The organism is Bacteroides caecigallinarum (genome assembly GCF_021530995.1).
Taxonomy (GTDB): Bacteria; Bacteroidota; Bacteroidia; order Bacteroidales; family Bacteroidaceae; genus Phocaeicola; species Phocaeicola faecigallinarum.
In genome coordinates this window covers 1-20,529 of the sequence record NZ_JADYTF010000064.1, presented here as the reverse complement: position 1 = coordinate 20,529, position 20,529 = coordinate 1, and the positions used below count along the sequence as shown (strand labels likewise).

The window sequence follows — 20,529 nt, the reverse complement described above, 5'->3', positions numbered from 1 at the left end:
CAACTTGTGTTTTTATAAATATAAGTTGTATTTATAAATATATAATCAGTATTTATAGAAAATGTCGAATCGAAAATGTTTTATTTCATGCCCATGATAAGTTTTTCTTGAGTGTTTAATTCCTTCGATAACATCCATAATAAATGTTAATCATTTTGTTTATTTGAAAAATAGTTATTTCTTTGCAAAAGTTTCCAATGGAAAATATTTTAAACGGTGAATAAAATAATAAAACAATAATACATTATGAAGTATCTTATAGTAGGAGGTGTGGCAGGAGGTGCCACTGCAGCGGCAAGAATTCGCAGAAATACGGAGAAGGCTGAGATTATCATGTTCGAGAAAGGGCAGTACATTTCGTATGCCAACTGTGGATTGCCATATTATATCGGCGGAGTGATAGACGACAGGAATAAACTCTTCGTGCAGACTCCGGAGGCTTTCGGCAAGAGATTCAACATTGACGTTAGGACGAATTCGGAAGTTGTTTCGGTTGACGTGAGGAAGAAGACAGTTGCTGTGCGTACCAAGGACGGCAGGGAATACACCGAGAAGTACGACAAACTTCTGTTGTCGCCGGGAGCATCGCCTGTGGTTCCGCCGTTGCAGGGAATAGACAGCTAGGGTATATTCACACTAAGAAACGTAAACGATACTGACAAAATCAAGGAATATATCGGCAAGAACACTGTAAAGCGTGCCGTGATAGTGGGCGGTGGTTTTATCGGTCTTGAGATGGCTGAAAACCTCAAACATTCAGGTGTGGAAGTGGCTGTAGTGGAAATGGCAAATCAGGTGATGGGACCAATCGACTATTCCATGGCGGCACTCGTACACGAACATCTGCAGCAGCAAGGTGTAAAACTGTATCTTGAACAGGCGGTTGAGTCTTTCAAAGATAACGGCACTTCGCTTGATGTAAACTTCAAGTCCGGAATTTCGCTTACTGCCGAACTGGTGATACTTTCTATCGGTGTTCGCGCGGAGACAAGACTTGCGGCAGAGGCAGGATTGAAACTGGGCGAAATGAAGGGTATCTATGTAAACGAATATCTTCAGACATCGGATGCCGATGTTTATGCGGTGGGCGATGCCATAGAGTTCCCTCATCCCGTAACAGGCAAGCCATGGCTAAACTTCCTTGCTGGGCCGGCAAACCGTCAGGCAAGAATCGTGGCTGATAATATGGTGTTCGGCAATAAGGTGAAATACGAAGGTTCGATAGGAACAGCCATTGCCAAGGTGTTCGACCTTACTGTTGCTTCTACAGGCCTCCCTGCAAAGCGTCTGAAACAGATGGAGATACCGTATCTTTCGGCTACTATACATTCAGGTTCACACGCCGGTTATTATCCGGGAGCGTTGCAGATGGATATAAAGATTACTTTCTCTCCGGAGGACGGTCGTCTGTACGGAGCGCAGATTGTGGGTTATGACGGTGTGGACAAGCGTATAGATGAGTATGCTTTGGTAGTGAAGAACGGAGGTACAGTATATGACCTTACAAGACTGGAACATGCGTACGCTCCACCGTTCTCGTCAGCAAAAGACCCTGTGGCGGTTTCAGGTTATGTGGCAGGAAACATCCTTTCGGGCAAGATGACTCCGCTTTACTGGCGCGAGCTTCGTGATGCTGATCTTTCGAAAGTCACTCTTATAGACGTGAGAACTCCTGATGAATATTCTTTGGGAAATATCCACGGCTCGATAAATATCCCTCTTGACGATATGCGCGACAGAATGGGCGAGATACCGACTGACAAACCTGTGTTCCTGTATTGTGGAGTAGGGTTGAGAGGTTATCTGGCATCGAACATCCTGAAGGAAAACGGATTCAAGGATGTGCGTAATCTGATAGGCGGTGTAAAGACATACAAGGCAGCCGTGACAAAAGTCTGCACTCCAGGTGATGATGCATTGAAGTGTGCTGCCGAGGCAAAAGAGGCATGTTCGTGTGTTGTGGAACAGAGCGAAGCAAAGACTATAAAAGTTGATGCATGCGGTATGCAGTGCCCTGGTCCTATATTGAAACTGAAAAAGACGATGGAAGGACTCAAACCTGGTGAAAGACTTGAGATATCGGCTACGGATGCCGGTTTTCCTCGAGATGCAGAATCATGGTGCCGCACTACGGGTAATAAGTTCATATCTTCTTCACCTTCTGCAGGTATATATAAGGTAGTAATCGAGAAGGCTACGGCATGTGCCGCAGAGGCAGTAAAGCAGCAATCTTCGGCAGACGGAAAATCATTCATCCTTTTCAGCGATGACCTCGACAAGGCTCTTGCCACATTCGTACTGGCAAACGGAGCTGCCGCCACAGGAAAGAAGGTTACTATCTTCTTCACATTCTGGGGACTGAATGCCATCAAGAAGGAACGCAAGCCGAGTGTTCATAAAGACATCTTCGGCAAGATGTTCGGCATGATGCTGCCTTCAAGCTCGAAGAAACTCAAACTATCGAAGATGAATATGGGCGGTATCGGCTCGAAGATGATGAGATACATCATGAAGAACAAGGGTATCGAATCGCTGGAATCCCTCAGACAACAGGCTATCGACAATGGCGTAGAGTTCATCGCCTGCCAGATGTCGATGGACGTAATGGGAGTGAAGAAAGAAGAGTTGCTCGACAATGTAACGATAGGTGGAGTAGCCACATACATGGACAGGGCACAGGAGTCAAACGTAAATCTGTTTATCTGACGCATGGAGAAAATATCATGTATATGCAAGATGCGTGAACTTTATAAGGCTATCACCGAACTGGAGGATAGCCTTATGGAGATTTACGGCATATCACTCAACGAGGCAATGGTGATGTGCAGCATAGGCAGCAGGAAGGTTGCTGCCGGAGAGATTTCACAAATCACGGGATTTAAGTCGTCGCACCTTTCAAAAGTCCTTCGCTCGATAGAGGACAAGGGATTTCTGATAAGGGATTTCGGCGACAAGGACAAACGCCAGATTTATTTCTCTCTCACAACGGAGGCCATGCAGTGTATGGAGAAACTGAAGTGCGAAGGTTTGCCAGTACCGGAACTTTTGAGTGAGTTCTTCGCGTGCGGTAATGGAGAAAAAATGTAAGTATTATTTTAATTATATAGATATATGAAGAAAATAGCATTACCGACAAGAAATGGCAATATTGACGACCATTTCGGACATTGTGCGTTCTACACGATTATAACTGTCAATGATAATAATGAAGTTGCAAAAACAGAAATCATGCCTTCTCCGGAAGGATGCGGATGCAAGTCGAACATTGCATACCAGCTTCAGGAAGACGGCGTGACACTTATGCTTGCCGGCAATATGGGTATGGGTGCCCTCAACAAACTGTCGTCTTGTGGAATCGAGGTAGTGAGAGGTTGCAGCGGTCCTGTAATGGATGTAGTTGAGGCTTATCTCAAAGGTGAGTTGAAAGACTCTGGCGAGTCATGCAGCCATCATGGTGAGGACGGACATGAGTGCCATAATCATTGATATCTGATATGGGAACAAAATTATAGACTTTCTGTGTAGAATTATCAAGACAGTTTCTTACCTTTGTCCCGATAAAAGAATCGAACATGTACGTAAAACTTATAATATCCTCTTCTGTATCTCGTTTCGGGACTATTTCTTTCACTTGTAGCAGGACTATCCTTAAGTGGATGCGTTCCTGCATGACGCTTTTTCTTGTCATGTTGCTCTTTGTGGGCAGCCTGCGGGCGCAGAAGCAGGACGGCTACTTCGGCGACAGCACCCTCTACGCCCTGTCCATGCAGATGTTCGACAGCATCCGGACGCCCGCCTTCTTCGACATGCAGCGGCGCGGACTGGAGCGTGCCGTGGCCACCGGCAGCAAGCACTTCGACTATGTGTTCCGCTCAGCCATGCTTTCACGCTACGAAATGACGGGCGACAAGCCGGGCTTCCTGCGTGCTGCCGACGGGCTGATAGCCCACTATCAGGCGCAGGCCGACGATTCGCTGCTCTATTCCACCTGGGCCCGTCGTGCCGACCGCCTGCTGATGTGGGGCGACTACGTGGATGCCGTCCTTTCCCTGCGGGGCATGGCCGACTATGCCCGCCGCCACCGCCATCTGTTCGGGCAGGTGAATGCCGACTTCTACTTTGGCCAGTGCTACCTGAGCAACGGTCAGGACTCCGTGGCCGCCCGCCACTACCGCCAGGCCATGGCAGGAGCCATCCGCTACGGTTCGCCCGGACTGGCGGCACGCAGCGGCTTCAACCTTGTCAATATCCTGCAAGGCTGGGGACGTTACGATGAGGCTCTGGCCTTGAGTGACTCTCTGCCTGCTTACATTCATCAGTGGGAGGTGATGAAAGGCATCGCCGTCAATCCCGTGCTGCGGGTGCAGAACGCCATGTACCGCCTCAAGGTGCTCATCAGCCGGGCCGACCTGCCTGCCGCCACCGCCTGGCGCGACACGATGCTCCTTTATAACAACATGTATGCCGACCCCTCGCAGCAGGAGGAACTACAATACACGCTGGCCCGCTACGAGCGCCTGGCAGGAAACAACACCGAGGCCGAACGCATCCTGCGCATGCTGGCCGACTACAGCCGCAGCCGGGGCAACCAGGCCCGCATGGCTCGTTACTACCGTTCGTTGGCCGATGTCCTGCGAGCCGAAGGTAAGTATGCCGAGGCTGCCGACAGCTATCACCTCTACGCCGGAGCTGCGGACAGTGCGCAGACAGCCGCCTCGAACGCTCAGCTTAACCGCCTGTCGCGCCTCTACCGCCTGGACGAGCTGGAGCAGGAGAAGCGCGTGGCCCTGGCCGAGCAGAGCCGTGCCCGCACGTTGGCCGGGTCTGCACTGACAGTAGCCGTGTTGCTGTTGGCCCTGTGCGTGCTGCTGGTGGTGCATCACCGCCGCCTGCGTCAGAAGAACCGCGAGCTGGTGGCACGCATCCGCAGTCAGGAAGAAGCCGAGCGGCGTGCCGAGGAGGCTGCCCGACAGGCCAAGACTGAACAGCCCGCTGATGAACTGTCGCGCGAGATGCAGCTCTTCCGCCGCCTGCAAGCGTTGCTGGCCGATGCGGAAATATTGCGTCAGCCTAAATTGGGACGCGACGAGCTGGCGGAAATACTGGGTACCAACCGCACCTACGTGGCCGATGCCATAACTGCCTGTACGCAGAAAACAGTCTCACAGTATGTTTCGGATATGCGGGTGAAACATGCCCGCTATCTGCTGGACCATCATCCTGAAATGTCGTTGGCGGACATCAGTGTGGCCTGTGGTTTCCTGTCGCAGAGTAACTTTACCCGTTGTTACCGTATCTATTATAGCATTACCCCTGGCGAATACCGTAAACTGGTTACCGAAGAGCCGGTTGATTAATCATTGTTATGGCAGATTTGCAATCAATCTGCCATATTCACCGCAGATTACAAATCTGCGGTAACACAAACGCCTCATTGTTGTGGCAGATGCAGTCTGATGATAAAAAAAAGTTGGTTTCTATTTCATTGAATATTAGTGTTTTGCGTATACATCAAAAGAAATTGCGTATACAACATAGCTTTTCCCCGCCAATTCTTACCTTCACGCCACATTATTAAAACAGATGTGTATACGATGAATCTTTTTGCTTCAGACACCTGCTGGATTTATATCACCCGGAGTACTTTTCGCGGGGTAAAACGTCATATCCATTATAGCGGCGGGGAGGATCGGGAGGCCTTCTTGTTACGCTGTGTGGAGCGGGGCGAACATCTGGTGTACTGCCGTCGCTTCGACAACACCTTCGACGCTTTGGCCCATAAACTGATGTTGGAGCACTTGTCTGTCGCGACGCTGGATTTTCTGATACGGCGTTATGGGGAGAGTGGTGAACATAGTCTGTAGTAAGAATGGTACAACTGATATTATTATTTATTCATTCATTAATTAATACATTATTATTATGAGAACAATTGAAGAAACAAAAATGAACGGAGAAGTTTACGAAGCCCCACAGTGTGAAATCATCGAAATGCAGGCCGAAGGCATCCTGTGTGCCAGCGGAGAAGATTATCAGGATGGAGGCTCCTTGGGCAGTACAGCTCATTGGTAATAAAACCTTCCGGTAAGGATTTTGAAAACGAATGACTGATTAAACAACAGAACGGAAACAGAATGAAGAGACTACATGCAAAATGGCTGCTGCCCCTGCTGGCGGCAGCATGTGCTGTAACCGGTTGTGATACTGCCGGAGTACAGGAAGATGATGATACCAGCCAGGAACGTCCGTTCCGGGCTACTTCGCGGATAGGCGGAAACGATACCCGTGCCACCGTCGACAGCGACGCGCTGACATTCAAGTGGGAGAATAAGTCTGAGGAAGCCCACCTGGTCTACAAGGACGGTGAACAGACGGGCTATACTTTTACCATCGATCAGAATACAATTTCGGATGACGGACGTCAGGCCGATTTCGGGGCGGAAAGCGGTTTCGAGGCAGAAGCTGGAACCTGGTTGCTGGCCGCAATTCCTACTACTGGCTATACTGCCGCTGAAGGTGGAAGCTATACCTTCACGATGCCCGAGGAGGATGTCGTACAGACAGGGAATAACAGTACGAAGCATATCGGCCTGCGGATGCCCATGTACGCCCGGGCGCAGGCTACGGCCGAACGTACCGCGTCTTTCAGTTTCAAACACCTGGGTTCGTTGTTACGCTTCCGGGTGAAGAATCTTAACTCCGGAGCGGAAACCATAACCGGTATCGGGGTGGAAGCGGAGAATGGCAGAGGGGTTTTCGGCCGTAGTGTTACGTTGACAGCAGACGGAGCGTCTGTAACGGCCACTTATGCGGACGAAGGCGATTCCCGTATCGGAGTGACGCTGTCCGATTGTACCGTTGCGTCGGGCGAAATGCTGACTGCCTATACGGCTACGCTGCCCGGCGCGTCATTCGGCGATGGAACCGTTCTGAAAGTGGTGCTGACCACAGGCGGTGGAAGTTATGTAAGCGACCGTTTTACCATTACTGACGGCAGCGGCCTTTCCTTGACAGACGGCAAATGGACTCCCGGAAAATTCTATACCTTGAATCTGACACTCGACAATGAGCTGCGGTTTGAAGGAGTGAATCACGATGGCTTTACAGAGACCGACAATGATATAGAGTGGTAGGAGCTGGCTGAAAATTGAGAACGCTGAATAACGAAATCCATGTAAAATTCAAGTGTATGAATACAATGAGACATCTTTTCCGGGCGCTGCCGCTCGGGGTCGCCTCGTGTGACAAGGAAGATATCCCCATCAGCTACGGCGGCGATTCTTCTGAAATCACCGTTACAGGAGGAGAAACCATCTGGGCAGACTGAGATTGGTATATCAGGTCAGAACTTGAAACTCCTATACCGGGCAGGAGTATTTGTGCCCGGAAACCATTCATATTTTTATAAGCATGAAAACACATGATAATGACGTTTATTTTTTCTGTAATGAAATAAGTTCCTTCCGTTTTGACGTTATAGGCCACTCCATTACAAGCGGCCAGAGTTTTGAAGGGGTGACGGAGGCCTGTAAAGATTCGGGCGGTTGGAAAATAACGGTAAAGGCCGGACGTAAAGGTTCTGGAAGTGTGGCAGGCTGGTTCAAGGACAAGGTACTCCCCGGTAAGGCTACAGCTACAAAGAATCACGGAGATTGGCCGGATGAATTGAATTTCGCGGTCGAAGGTACACTGCTGGTAGTAGCGGACGGAAAAGAGTATAAGAGTAACCAGAACTGGATAATCGCGCAAGGACATACGGCAGGAGGCTACAACAACTGGTGGCTTGGCAGCAAGGACATGGGAAACCTTGGAGAAGGCAGTGGTTTCAGTTTTTTGAGCAACGAATATTCCGTCACTTTATCGCCGACTGACGGTAAAGGTGAGCAGATAGCCCTTTCGTTTACGGAAAAGGATACCAACGAGTTCAATATGCAGCTGACAAAGCAACACAGAGGTCTGGAAGTGTCGTGTCACAAAGAGAAGCTGGATGGACAGAAACATCGGTGCAGTGATAATTTTTCGACGAAATTGTTTCCGAAAGACAAACCGTTCGTATGGATGTGTCCGGATGGGGTAACGTTTACCGTAATGGAAGCCAAGAAGGCAGCTACCGATAATACCGTCTTCAAGAACGTCGGAAACCGTACGATAACCCCGTATAAGGATGCTGAAAATCTATATATTGCAGACGTGAAGGTAAGCTCCGGTATGTCTGTAGAGGATGTCTTTACAGTAACGGTATGTCCTGTAACCTATTCGGGAGTCGATGAATTGACCTTTTCATCCATTTCAGATTTACATCTGGGAGCCACTGAAGAAGGGGATATCGTACCGCCTGAAACAAAAGGGGTACAGCTGAGAGACTACCAGGGAGAAGATAAGGCTTTGATTGAGGAGAAATATAGCTCGGACCGGCGTCTGGTAAATCTGGAGAAGGCATTGCTGGAAAAAGAAGGTGGAAGCTTTACCATTATCCAGGGGGATATAACTACCGGAACTAAAAACAACCAGCTGGACAAGTATAAGGATTGTTTTATTCCGGTGATGGAACAGGAAAATTGCATGCCGATGTGTGAAGGATGGGGAAATCATGATGTCTATTGTTTTTCCTTCTCTGCCAATGTAGGAAACTTTGTTAAGGACCGTAATCGGGATGTACGTAAGAATTGGTTGCCTGATTTCCATTTTGGTGACAATGATTCTAAAGACGCAGCAGATAAGGAGAACGGACATTATTGCTTTAAAATCCAACTGAGAGGAAACGGATATGCTGATACGATACCTGTGAATTTCTTCATGCTGAATCTTTATCCCGGATATGGCAATTTAGACCATCCTGAGAATGAGTATTCCCGTAGTAAGAATAATCCGTTCTACTCAGCGGAGTTCCTGAAAAAATACCTGCCTGAGAATAAAGACGAAATCATATTCATAGCATTCCATTACAACGATTCAGAAGGTTATGAATCGTTGGATGAATTATGCGAAGGTTATACCAATGTGTTCCTGCTGACCGGTCATGACCATAGTAACGATTACATAACACCGAATGTAGGGAAAAGTACATACATAACGACAAATGGCAAGAGTATCGTGAAATTTGTTTGTGCGGGAGGTATGAATACCCAAGAACTGAAATTCCTTACTGTCAATTTGAAACGTACCGGTGAAAAGACTGTGCAGATGACTTATAAATGGGTGACCAGATGCGATGGGGATGAATCGAATACATGCGGTGACGAAACAAGTATTGTCTTGAATTATGATAAAGGGGCAGACTGACCTGCTTGAAACGTAACGCATTGAACCAATAAAAAAGAAATGACAAATGAAAACAAGGAAAATATGAAAGCAAAACACATTCTATTGACCGCACTGGCCCTGCTGTTGGCAGCCTGCGGCAACGAAGAAATCATTGAGAACAACGAAAGCGGCAGCACGGGGAAGGTACACATGACCTTCACCGCCGGAATGCCGCAGACACGTACCTCGCTGGGCGAGGACGGCCTTGCCGTAAACTGGACGCAGGGCGACCTGGTAGCCATCTACGACGGAACGGAAACCATCTGCAAGTTTGAAGCAACCGAAGTCAGCGGCAGCACCACCACCCTGGAAGGCGAGGCCAAAGTGACCGATACCTACACCGCCTTCTATCCCTACACCGACGACGGGACGCTGACCCTCGACAACACTGCCATCACCTTCACCCTGCCCGCCACGCAGACAGCCACGGCAGGCGGCTTTGCCAATGGGCTGAACCCCTCGTGGGCACAGGCGACGGACGGCAGCAAAAAACTGACGTTCCAGAACCTCTGCGCCCTGGCCAAGTTCACCGTGGACGCAGAGGGCGTGACGGAAGTTACCCTGACCGCCAACCAGGAAAGCGACGCACTGGCAGGCGGGCTGACCTACACCATCGCCGACGGCACGCTGACCGCCACGGGAAGCGCTTCCCGGTCGGTAACGATAAAGGGAAACTTCGAGGCAGCCAAGGAGTACTACTTCGTCGTGGCTCCCGGCACGCTGACGGGTGGCATTACCCTGAACTATATGGGTGAAGGCGGCAAGACATACGTCAAGACCACCCAAAAAGAGGTGACCTTCACCGCCGGAAAGATTACCAACCTGGGCGCACTGGATATCGCCAATTTCGCCGAGGCCCTCAATGCGGCGTTTGCCAATGCCGTGGAAGGATTCAACCCAAATATCCAATGGAGGGCGAACCCCGATGGCACCGTATCCCTGGATGAGTATAACAAATTCCAAATAATAAGGACGGGGGGAACTTTCTTGTTTTTGCGAAATAAAAACATTACCAGCCTTGCCGGCATTGAGTACTTCACCGATCTGGAGACTTTGGATTGCATAGGTAATCAATTGACTACCCTTGATGTAACCAAGCTGACCAAACTGAAGTTTTTGGTGTGCAACGATAATCAACTGACTGCCCTTGATGTAACCGGGCTGACCAGTCTGAAGAATTTATTCTGCAGCGATAATCAACTGACTACCCTTGATGTAACCGGGCTGACCAGTCTGACGGATTTGGAGTGCAACGGTAATCAACTTGTCTCGTTGGATGTCAGCACTTTGAAAGAGCTTCAAATTTTGTGGTGTCATGGCAACAAGATGACGGCTCTCGATATAACCAATAACGCATATTTGGGGGATTTGAAGTGCGGGAACCAGCAAGATAATCAGCAACTGACCCTGACATTGTGGGACACCAAGAAGGAGTTTTGGGACAGGATGTTAAACATGTATTCAGATGAAAACAGCAATGTCACAACCATTGTTAAACCGAGTCCTGTCGAAGCCGGACATAACGGCTACGAAGATGACGGCGGAGAACCCGTATTGCAGTAAACCGGAATCAGCCGACATAGGTTGGTAGCAAGCCCTTAGTGTCATCGTACCGCGAATAGATGAAAATATTTCGGTTCCAGCCCCTAGTGTTCCGGCAGATTTGCAATCTGCCGTTTGGCGGGTGCGGAGTCGCAACTACTGTTCTGGCAGATTTGCAATCTACCATATCCATTATACCGCAGATTACAAATCTGCGGTAACGTGAAAGGATAACGTGTGAAAGAGTAATATATCAGGCAGAGAAACGAAAGAATAAAATTTCAGTTCTTTTGTTTTTCTGCCTATTTTCGTATCTTTGTTCCAAACGTGCATCGGCTTCGTCCTTAATTCTTAATTATTAATTGAATAACATGAAATACCCTATAGGAATCCAGAGTTTTGAGCAGATAATCGAGGATGGTTATGTCTATATCGACAAGACCGACCTGGTATATAAACTGACCCACGAAGGCAAGATTTATTTTCTTAGCCGTCTGCGTCGTTTCGGTAAAAGCCTTCTTGTCTCCACGCTGAAGAACTATTACTTGGGGCATAAGGAACTTTTCAAGGGACTGAAGATAGACAGCCTGGAGAAGGACTGGAATGTGCATCCTGTGTTTCATGTGGATTTCAATGGATCCAACTTCTTGGAGGAAGGCGTTTTGGAGAAACGACTGTATGCTTATGTGAGGGATTGGGAAAGGCGGTTACCTGACCATCAAGGATTACGATATGGAGTTCAATACTTTCCTTCTTGACTTTCCGAACAATGAGGTCAAGAACGCTTTCCTTACAGCGCAAGCTTCTCTTCCGAAACCGGAACGATAGGAGACTGGAAAACAGTCTGACTAATTAAAAGTTAATACTCATCAGCCGTACGGATTTGTCCGTTGCCCCCACAACCAGATTGACAACTATCACGAACAGCCGCCGGGAGAGATTTGCCTGTACTATGGAGTTCTCGGCACTGTCGGTGGGTATCGTCTTATTCTGATATGAATGAAATGAGCAACCAAGGTTTTAAGGCTTAGGTTGCTCTTTCCGCTTTTTATAAAGAAAATTTACTGCTTTCTTATGTCTCCATAAAGTCCGGAAGTGTATTTTATCAGATCTATCTCGCATAAGGCATCGCCCACGTTATAATAACTCTCGGAAATTGTGTTGAAACGTTCCATAATCTTGTCTGCCTTTTCACGGTCTTTATCGTAAATCAGGGCAATGGCATATTGTATTCTTAACGCGGAAGGCCGGAATGTGGCATTCTGGTTCAAGTAATTCATAATGTTCTTGTCATTGACAGCTTCTTCGATTTTGCTTATCTCGCCATTGTCTATCAGATTGAGGAACAGACGTTCCATTGATATCTCGTTTTTGTATATCTGAATTATTTCATTCCATCTTTCTTCGGCTAAGGCTATCAGATTATGTGCTTTATCGAAGTCCAATCTGTCAAGTGCCACAGCCAGATCCATGGTAAGGGCACAGACATGAAACGGAGACGACATGTCGAGCCGCTTATTGTCTGAATAATACTCTTCCATAGCTTCGTGAGGCCTTTTGCCACTTTGTGTTTTTGCCAGAAAACGGAGTGAATCCAGAAACACCTGTGTGGAGAACTTGTCTTCTCTGAGTCGCAATATATTGTAACCGTCGTTAGGGATACCTGAGAAAGTGGAAGGAATACCGTTTACCAGAAAAAAGCATATCCCAACACCAGAAAACAGCATCAGGAATATATTCAGATATGGGTTCAGCGACTCGTGGCATGTCCACAGCAATATCCCGCTAATGACGGAAAACATCAGATTGAATATTACGCCTCCAAGATTGTAAAGCATAATCCCGAAATCCGAGTCCCCTTTTTCTGGGGGGAGCAGAAGGCATTGCCCTCCGGCACCGGCAAGTTTCATGGTGGAGATTCTGTAGTGTCCGTCACGCCTGGTCAGTATAAAACCGAACGCCATAAAGGAAATGAATTTCCATCCGCGCATCAGAGCTGCGGTAAGATGTCCCGTTTCATGTATTATTATTTGCAGGAAGATACATACAATCATTATCAGGAATGAAAGCAACAGATTCATTATAAGAGAAACAAAACCTTGTTCCTTGCCGAAAAATATTATTAATGAATATCCGATGCATCCACCAAAAATCAATGACAATACTATAAACAGTATTACGGCAATGTTTTTCTTTAAAAAACTAATCATGCTATTTTCGGAAGTATTATTTGAAAATCATTGTAGCAAATTCAGACAGATATATTCTCCAGTTGCGCCAGATGTGTCCGCCTTCGCTTTCTCTATACACATATTTGTAGTTGTGTTTGTCAAGCAGCTTTCTGTATTCCACGTTGGCATCATACAGGAAGTCTGTCTTTCCTATCGCAATCCAGTAAAGTTTAGGGGCTTTGCTGAACTGTTTAGCCAGTTTTTCTTCCATGTTTTTGTAGATGTCAGAATCTTTTTCCTTGTCTGGAAGTATCGCAGCCGAGAAAAGACCTACGTAGTCAAACTTGTCCGGATATTCTTTAGAGATATGAAGAGAATGATATCCGCCCATTGAAAGACCTGCTATGGCGCGTCTGGATTTTTTATTATCAACCCTGTAATTCTTCTCTATGAATTTCATTATTTCAGGGAAGGTAGTCTCCATTGTGCCTTCCATTGTTCTGGGAAGATTCATAGTCGGTTTGTACATTCCTAAAGACGATTCTCCCGGAGCGGCTTCCTGATCTACATTTCCGTTTGGCATCACCACTATCATAGGTTCTGCCTTTCCCTGAGCTATAAGGTTATCCATTATCTGTGCCGTCCTTCCAAGAGTGGTCCAGGCATCCTCGTCGCCACCCATTCCGTGAAGCAGATAAAGCACAGGATAGCGCTTGTTGCTGTTTTCATAGCCTGCAGGGGTATAGACTGTCAGTCGGCGGTCATAGCCTAAGGCGTCGCTGTGATACCAGCGTTTCGTTACCGTTCCGTGAGGAACCTTGTTTACACTGTACAAGTCGCCAGGCTCTCCTTTCACAATGAAAATATTGAAAACGGACGCTACATCACGGCTTACATATACATTGTTCGGATCTGTCACTTTCAGACCATCGACTATAAATGAATAATTGTAAAGCTCTGAAGCAAGAGGTTGTGGAGTGGTATATTCCCAAACACCGTTCTTGCCTTCTTTCAGTTCTGCATCTCCCGGTACATCTACCTTGCCGAACTTAGTATCCATTTTTACAGTAGGCAGGAAGTCGCCTGTAACCTTTACCTGAACCGCTTTAGGTGCATGAAAACGGAAAGTTACGGTATTGTCGGGATGTATTTCAGGCGAAGTGATGTTCTGTCCGCCCCATAATGATTCCTGGGCGGAACAAGTCAGACTTATAAATAAGGCTGATAATAAAAGATTTATCTTTCTCATGATGTTATAAATATTTTTGTTTGAATCAGGTTGTTATGAGTTATTCCGGTTTGATTTTCAGCGATTCCTTGCATATTCCGTTCAATCCGCATTCCGCGCATTTTGGCGAACGTGCGATACAGACATATCTTCCGTGCAGTATCAGCCAGTGATGAGCTTTAGGAACAATATCCTTTGGAATATATTTCATCAGATAATTCTCAGTGGCAAGCGGAGTGGTGCATGATTTCGGTACCAGACCGATTCTGTGGCTCACGCGGAACACATGTGTATCTACTGCCATTGCGGCTTTATTGAATACCACGCTTTGTATTACATTGGCGGTTTTGCGACCCACACCAGGTAGCTTTACGAGTTTTTCCAGTGTATCCGGCACAGTGCTGTTATATTCGCTTACGAGCATCTTTGCCATTCCAACGAGGTGCTTGGCCTTATTGTTGGGGTAGCTTACACTGCGGATATATTCGAATATCACTTCGGGAGTGCTTGCGGCAAGGGCTTCCGGAGTAGGGAAGTCGTGAAACAACGGTGGAGTTATCATGTTCACACGCTTGTCCGTACATTGTGCGCTAAGTATCACTGCAATGAGCAGTTCAAAAGGGTTTGAGTAATGTAGCTCGGTCTCTGCCACCGGCATTGCCTTCTCAAAATATTCTATAACCTTGTTGTACAATTCCTTTTTACGCATAGTCTGTTACCATTTTTTGTGTCTGAAAAAGAAGAAAAGCGAGATACCCATAGTCAGCATAAGGCCCCATGCGAACAGGTATCCGTACTCCCAATGCAGTTCGGGCATCCATTCGAAGTTCATTCCCCACATTCCGGCAAGGAAAGTAAGAGGTATGAAGATTGTCGAGACTATGGTGAGCTGCTTCATTATGTCGTTCAGTCGCTGGTCGTTTCTTGAGATGTAGAGGTCAACGATGGCGGTTATTAGGTCGCGGCAGCTTTCCATTGTCTGTAGTACGAACTGAAGGTGGTCGTTCACATCGTTGAAGAACGGACGTTGCTGTTCGTTCAGCAGTTCGTTGTCGGCATGAAACAGTTTGTTGATATGTTCCTTCATCGGGAATATACATTTCTTTATTATACGGTAGTTTTTCCTGTATTTCTGTATGTTCTCTATTCCCGGTGCGTCCGGATTGTGAGGAACGATTAAAGCTTCTTCCATATCTTCCAGTTCATCTTCCATAGCTGTCAGCACGGACATGAAGTTTGCCATGGAGCTGTTCAGTATCACACTTAGCAGATAGTCCGACTGGCGGTGACGTATCTTCAGCGTGTTTTTGTTCAGGGCGGAAATAATCTCATTGAAGAAATCTGTTTCTTTTTCAACGAATGTGAGAACATATGATTTGCCTTGAATGATACATAGTTGCATCGATTCGTAATCTCTATCCTTGTTCATCGCCAGGAGCTTGATGATGATGACATTGTAATCATCGTGTTCTTCCACTTTTGTGAGGTGTTCCGGATTAAGGATATCCTGAGTAGTCAGAAAATCGATGCAGAACATCTGGCATATATTTTTTATTTTATCAGTATCCTGCATACCGGTAATCTGTATCCAGTTTATTTCGTCCTCGTTCATTAATTCCTGAAGATGCTCTAGTTCTATATCCTTGTGATACGTGATGGAGTCTTTCTTATAAGAACACAGATTTATTTTGGTAGGACATATGTTCTCGCCTGTATATCTCAGTTGTTCTGTAAGTAGGTTATTTTTGGTCATGGTGGAAACTCTTTTTTTATACAGCTTCAAAAGTAAATATAATATGTGAGATTATAAATAAATGTTGCTTTTTTTTGAAATAACCTCTATTTTTGTGTTATAGTAGTGGAATTCATAAGAATCCTGAAGTATTGTAAGTATAATAAGAGAAACGGAAATGCAAAAACTGCGCTGTGTAGTAGAACGTATCACATACCAGAATCCTGAGAACGGATATTCGGTGATGAGGGTTAAGGTGAAAGGTTATGATGAACTGGTTACTCTGGTGGGAAATCTCCTGGAGGTACCGGCAGGAAGTGTGCTATTGTGTGAGGGCGACTGGAAGGTAGATAAGCGCTATGGCAGTCAGTTCGTGGCTCAGACATGGGAAGAGGTGATGCCTGCCACTCTTTACGGCATAGAAAAGTATCTGGGAAGCGGACTGGTGAAAGGTATCGGACCTAAGTTTGCACAGCTCATTGTGAACCGTTTCGGTCTTGATACTATCGAAATCATAGAGACAGATATAAAACGCCTCTATGAAGTGCCGGGAATAGGCCAGAAACGGGTAGAGAAAATAGCTGAGAGTTGGGAAAAACAGAAGGACATAAAAAATGTAATGCTCTTTCTGCAGGGTTATGGGGTGAGTACCGCTTATGCCGCAAAAATTTACAGACAATATGGCAAGGAGAGTATCGACACAGTGAAAACCAATCCATATAAACTGGCAGATGATATTTGGGGAATAGGTTTCAAGACAGCCGACACTATTGCCTCTAAAATGGGTTATGAGAAGAATGACCTGCGCAGACTGAAAAGTGGAGTCACATACACATTGAGCCATATGGCCGAGGAAGGCAATGTCTATGCCGAGGAAGAACAGCTTGTAAAATCTGCAATTGAACTGCTTGATGCCGATGAGACTCCCGTTCGTCAGGCTATATCAGAGATGCTACAGAGTGAAGACCTCATTGCTGATGCCGAAGCCATATATATGCCCCCGTTCTATTATGCCGAAGTAGGTACAGCGAACCGCCTGAACAAATTGCTGGACTGTGTGGAAGGCAATCTGTTCAATATAATTCCTGATATTTCAGTTATATCAAAACAAACGGGGATAGATTATGACGAAGTGCAGGCCGAAGCCATTCGTGAGGCTGTATCTTCTAAAGTGATGGTCCTTACAGGAGGTCCCGGAACAGGAAAAACTACTACTACACAAGGTATTATAGCAGCCTTGAAAGCTATGGGCCTACGTATTCTGCTTGCAGCGCCGACCGGGCGTGCCGCCAAACGCATGAGTGAGGCTACCGGTATGGAGGCCAAGACCATTCACCGTCTGTTGGAGTACAATCCTAAAGATGGATATAAACGGAATGACGATAATCCCTTGGAGGGAGATGCGCTCATTGTAGATGAATGTTCAATGATAGACCTCCTGTTGATGAACAATCTGATGAAGGCAATTCCGGCAGGTATGCGTCTGGTGTTGGTAGGCGACATCGACCAGTTGCCGAGTGTGGGTGCCGGAAACGTGCTGCGTGATATCATCGACAGCAAGAGAATACCCGTCATCCGCCTGACACGTATTTTCCGCCAGGCACAGGAAAGCCGTATCGTCATGAGTGCGCATGCCATAAATAAAGGTGTATTTCCAGATACAAGCAACGGTAAGCATACTGATTTTTTCTTTATCCAACAGGAGGAACCGGAACAGGCAGTAGAGACAATCGTCAAGTTGGTGAAAGAGCGTCTGCCTAATGCGTATAAGCGTCCGACAAGCGATATACAGGTCCTTACACCCATGCAGAGAGGGGTAGTAGGGGCCGCCAACCTGAATATGGCGTTACAGACTGTCTTGAACCCGGGGCAGGTGTCATTGAACCGCAGTGGATATTCATTCCGTCAAGGAGACCGTGTAATGCAGCTGCGTAATAATTATGATAAAGAGGTATTCAACGGTGATTTGGGCTATATCGAAAGAGTAGATATGGAAGACAGAACATTGTTTGTCTGCTTCGACGGAAGAACGGTGGAATATGATGTCTCTGAACTGGACGAGCTGACACTTGCTTATGCTACTACCATTCATAAGTCGCAAGGTTCTGAGTATCCCATTGTAGTAATGCCTGTGCTGATGACTCACTATGTAATGCTTCAGCGCAATCTGATTTATACCGGAATTACACGTGCTAAAAAAATCTGTGTGCTGGTAGGTACAAAAAAAGCATTAAGCTTTGCTATACGTAATTTGTCGGTGCTGAAACGTAACACAAAGTTGAAGGAACGCCTGAGTGCGCTTGAAAGTCAATCTGCACAAATATCTATGGCTGCTGAATCGGGTGAGGGATATGGAAAGAAGGCATAACTGTTCAGAGGTCGGACATTAATATAATTTAATCCGGATTTACAAATTGTCCATGTTGTATCGCAAATTGCAGCTGTATTATTTTTTATCATTTCTTTTTGTAAATCTATGACACGTTCCAATTCTTTCTTATATATTTCAGAATCTTCCCAATTATAAATCGGTCTATAAATACCATAGTCCATTATATTTATATCATTAGTAAGTTTCTGAATGTCATTAGATAGTTCATTATATGTAGCTAAACTTTTCAAATAATCCTGGTTAAGATATTCTTTTTTATGTTCTAAATACTTTATTTTCTTCTGAATATCTCCTAAATCTTTCAATAATTCAAGTTTATAATCCTCATAAAAATGTATATCACTTTCCAAACGAGAAATTTCACTTTTCAATGCTTCCTTCTTATCTTTAAATTCTTCGCTCATAGTAAAAATATATGTATATCAATACATCGTTTTATTTTTAATTAATTTTGCCTTTACATTTATTCGCCAGTAGCCAGTCTTGTCAGAACCTTCATGAGTCAAAATACCCATAGTCCTAAGATTCTTGATGTTTTTCTCTATAGCGCGTTTAGTTACACCAATCTTGTTAGCCATATTATCGGCTGTTATTGATGGATCAGAAATAACGAGGTCAATTATCTTTTGTGCAGTTTTACTGACCGTCTTCTGTTTTTCCAATGTGTCTCCGAACTTTTCTGTGTTTACACCGAACTTTTTCACCGAACTTTCTTCGTTTTCACCGAACTTTTCTGTGTTTACACCGAACTTTTTCACCGAACTTTCTTCGTTTACAGGGTACTTTTCGAGGGTACTATTTACCCTGTTGGCAACTTCCTCAACAGGTATCCTTCCGTTCTCTCCCCAATTTAAGTTATAGAATGTGGTATAGAAAGAAATCGCTTCCGTTTGATATTGTGGTTCTTTGCCAGGCAGGAAATTAGGCAGTTTCTCCGTAAGTTCACGCATTTTACGTAAACCAGAGCCACGTTTCTCCATATAGTCCAATTGGGTAAACATATCCGCAATGACAGGGTTACGGCGCATGGACGGTACTTTGTATATGTCTCGGTCTTGGATTTGTGTGCCATCAAGCATTGCACCGGGTGATACCAATTCTACCCGGTCATCATAGATATCAATATGTACTTCACCACCCATTACAGTGTAATCTCTATGGATAAGATGGTTTACTAACCCTTCAAAGATAGCGCGGTCGGAATAGTCAGGGAGGTTCAGGCGATAGTTAGGCATCTTCACCCATCCGCTCATTGTATAGTTTTTGATGAAGTCCATACCATATTTCAAAAGCAATACGAGATTTGCCCGATGTTCTACGGAACTGATAGCATCGTCTTTATAGAGCCCTGTCCAACGGGTGCAGAAAATACGTGATTGGAATACAGTGCAATTATCTACAAACAGCAATCCGGCATTGGTCAGCTTACCGTCAGATGTGACAAGTCCGAATGACTCCAAATACTTATCATTCCATTCCTGATGGGTTTGCTCTCGGAAGGTGTTGGCAAGTATAACGAAAGAATGTTTGTTGGCATCTACTTGTGTAGGTAGAGAATCCCAAGTCATGTGCGTACCCTTTAATACTAATGAAAGAAGTTGTTGCGAATTGCATTCCACACTTTCATTGCCGACTCGTGTATAAGCTGTACGTGTTCCGTCTTGAAAATAATAATAAGGTGTCAGCGTTCCTGCTTTTACTTTCACTTCAAGCAGGGTACGTCCTTCGTGTTCAATTGGGATAAGCTGTACTTCAGGGACTGGGTCAAGTCTTGCCTTTATCATTTCACTGATAAAATCGGCATCTGATTGCGGATTCTCCAAACCAACAATTACTCCGTCATCGTTTACCCCATAGAACAAGCTGCCACCGTCCGTATTGGCAAAAGCTGATACGGATTTGAGCCATGACTTTACTTTCTTACGCTCCAGCATTTCCTTGAAATCATAAGACGAGCATTCTGCTATCAATGTATTGTTATGAATCTGCATCGTTTTCTTTTTGTTGTTCGGGTATAAATCTCAGGTTATATATACAAACTTACATAAAAATCTTCGTTTTTTATGCCGGTGCAATAAAAAATCAAGCCCTACGTACTTGATTGATCGTCTATTGCCGTGCTCGAAGCACAAAATGTTGTATATTTGAGGTGCATACATTT

15 protein-coding genes and 2 pseudogenes are annotated in these 20,529 nt (G+C 45.7%); 11 read left to right on the top strand and 6 right to left on the bottom strand.

Going from position 1 to position 20,529, the window contains the following annotated elements; translation table 11 throughout:
• The first annotated feature begins 246 nt into the window (after positions 1 to 246).
• The 10 genes and pseudogenes from I6E24_RS09730 to I6E24_RS09685 form a co-directional block, all read left to right on the top strand.
• A pseudogene (locus I6E24_RS09730) lies at positions 247 to 2,706 on the top strand (DsrE/DsrF/DrsH-like family protein).
• Positions 2,707 to 2,709: 3 nt separating this feature from the next.
• On the top strand, positions 2,710 to 3,087 hold the full coding sequence (locus I6E24_RS09725; protein ID WP_235328272.1) for a MarR family winged helix-turn-helix transcriptional regulator: 378 nt from the start codon (positions 2,710 to 2,712) through the stop codon (positions 3,085 to 3,087).
• A gap of 24 nt (positions 3,088 to 3,111) precedes the next feature.
• Positions 3,112 to 3,486 carry a NifB/NifX family molybdenum-iron cluster-binding protein gene (locus tag I6E24_RS09720; protein ID WP_235328270.1) on the top strand — a complete coding sequence of 125 codons (375 nt, stop codon included), beginning with the start codon at positions 3,112 to 3,114 and terminating at the stop codon, positions 3,484 to 3,486.
• An 86-nt stretch (positions 3,487 to 3,572) separates the two neighbouring features.
• A complete protein-coding gene (locus I6E24_RS09715) occupies positions 3,573 to 5,357 on the top strand; it encodes a helix-turn-helix domain-containing protein (RefSeq protein WP_235328268.1) in 1,785 nt (594 codons plus the stop codon).
• Positions 5,358 to 5,922: 565 nt separating this feature from the next.
• The gene (locus tag I6E24_RS09710) at positions 5,923 to 6,072 is read left to right on the top strand and encodes a hypothetical protein (RefSeq protein WP_204507599.1); all 150 of its coding nucleotides are present in this window, start codon (positions 5,923 to 5,925) and stop codon (positions 6,070 to 6,072) included.
• Positions 6,073 to 6,134: 62 nt separating this feature from the next.
• Positions 6,135 to 7,133 carry a fimbrillin family protein gene (locus tag I6E24_RS09705; RefSeq protein WP_235328266.1) on the top strand — a complete coding sequence of 333 codons (999 nt, stop codon included), beginning with the start codon at positions 6,135 to 6,137 and terminating at the stop codon, positions 7,131 to 7,133.
• 14 nt (positions 7,134 to 7,147) lie between these two features.
• Positions 7,148 to 7,327 carry a hypothetical protein gene (locus I6E24_RS09700; protein WP_204507597.1) on the top strand — a complete coding sequence of 60 codons (180 nt, stop codon included), beginning with the start codon at positions 7,148 to 7,150 and terminating at the stop codon, positions 7,325 to 7,327.
• 83 nt (positions 7,328 to 7,410) lie between these two features.
• Positions 7,411 to 9,282, top strand: coding sequence for a metallophosphoesterase (locus I6E24_RS09695; protein ID WP_235328264.1), 1,872 nt, complete (start codon positions 7,411 to 7,413; stop codon positions 9,280 to 9,282).
• A 39-nt stretch (positions 9,283 to 9,321) separates the two neighbouring features.
• On the top strand, positions 9,322 to 10,866 hold the full coding sequence (locus I6E24_RS09690; RefSeq protein ID WP_235328262.1) for a leucine-rich repeat domain-containing protein: 1,545 nt from the start codon (positions 9,322 to 9,324) through the stop codon (positions 10,864 to 10,866).
• Positions 10,867 to 11,216: 350 nt separating this feature from the next.
• A pseudogene (locus I6E24_RS09685) lies at positions 11,217 to 11,552 on the top strand (AAA family ATPase); the annotation flags it as partial.
• 354 nt (positions 11,553 to 11,906) lie between these two features.
• Here the strand turns inward: I6E24_RS09685 and I6E24_RS09680 are convergent.
• From I6E24_RS09680 to corA, 4 genes are read right to left on the bottom strand one after another with little or no spacing between them, the layout of a single operon-like run.
• Positions 11,907 to 13,055, bottom strand: coding sequence for a site-2 protease family protein (locus I6E24_RS09680; RefSeq protein WP_235328260.1), 1,149 nt, complete (start codon positions 13,053 to 13,055; stop codon positions 11,907 to 11,909).
• Positions 13,056 to 13,071: 16 nt separating this feature from the next.
• On the bottom strand, positions 13,072 to 14,265 hold the full coding sequence (locus I6E24_RS09675) for an esterase (protein ID WP_235328258.1): 1,194 nt from the start codon (positions 14,263 to 14,265) through the stop codon (positions 13,072 to 13,074).
• A gap of 40 nt (positions 14,266 to 14,305) precedes the next feature.
• Positions 14,306 to 14,953: an endonuclease III gene (gene nth, locus I6E24_RS09670; RefSeq protein WP_204402416.1), complete on the bottom strand. Its 648-nt coding sequence runs from the start codon at positions 14,951 to 14,953 to the stop codon at positions 14,306 to 14,308.
• Between the two features lie 6 nt (positions 14,954 to 14,959).
• Positions 14,960 to 15,997 carry a magnesium/cobalt transporter CorA gene (gene corA / locus I6E24_RS09665; protein ID WP_235328256.1) on the bottom strand — a complete coding sequence of 346 codons (1,038 nt, stop codon included), beginning with the start codon at positions 15,995 to 15,997 and terminating at the stop codon, positions 14,960 to 14,962.
• Positions 15,998 to 16,154: 157 nt separating this feature from the next.
• Between corA and recD2 the strand changes: the two genes are divergently transcribed.
• A complete protein-coding gene (gene recD2, locus I6E24_RS09660; RefSeq protein WP_235328254.1) occupies positions 16,155 to 18,344 on the top strand; it encodes an SF1B family DNA helicase RecD2 in 2,190 nt (729 codons plus the stop codon).
• Here recD2 and I6E24_RS09655 read toward each other — a convergent pair.
• Together I6E24_RS09655 and I6E24_RS09650 are read right to left on the bottom strand one after the other, a co-directional pair.
• Positions 18,284 to 18,772, bottom strand: coding sequence for a hypothetical protein (locus I6E24_RS09655; RefSeq protein WP_235328252.1), 489 nt, complete (start codon positions 18,770 to 18,772; stop codon positions 18,284 to 18,286). The genes recD2 and I6E24_RS09655 overlap by 61 nt on opposite strands.
• Positions 18,773 to 18,790: 18 nt before the next feature.
• Positions 18,791 to 20,359, bottom strand: a complete 1,569-nt coding sequence (locus I6E24_RS09650; RefSeq protein WP_235328250.1) for an ATP-binding protein — start codon at positions 20,357 to 20,359, stop codon at positions 18,791 to 18,793.
• Positions 20,360 to 20,529 lie beyond the last annotated feature (170 nt).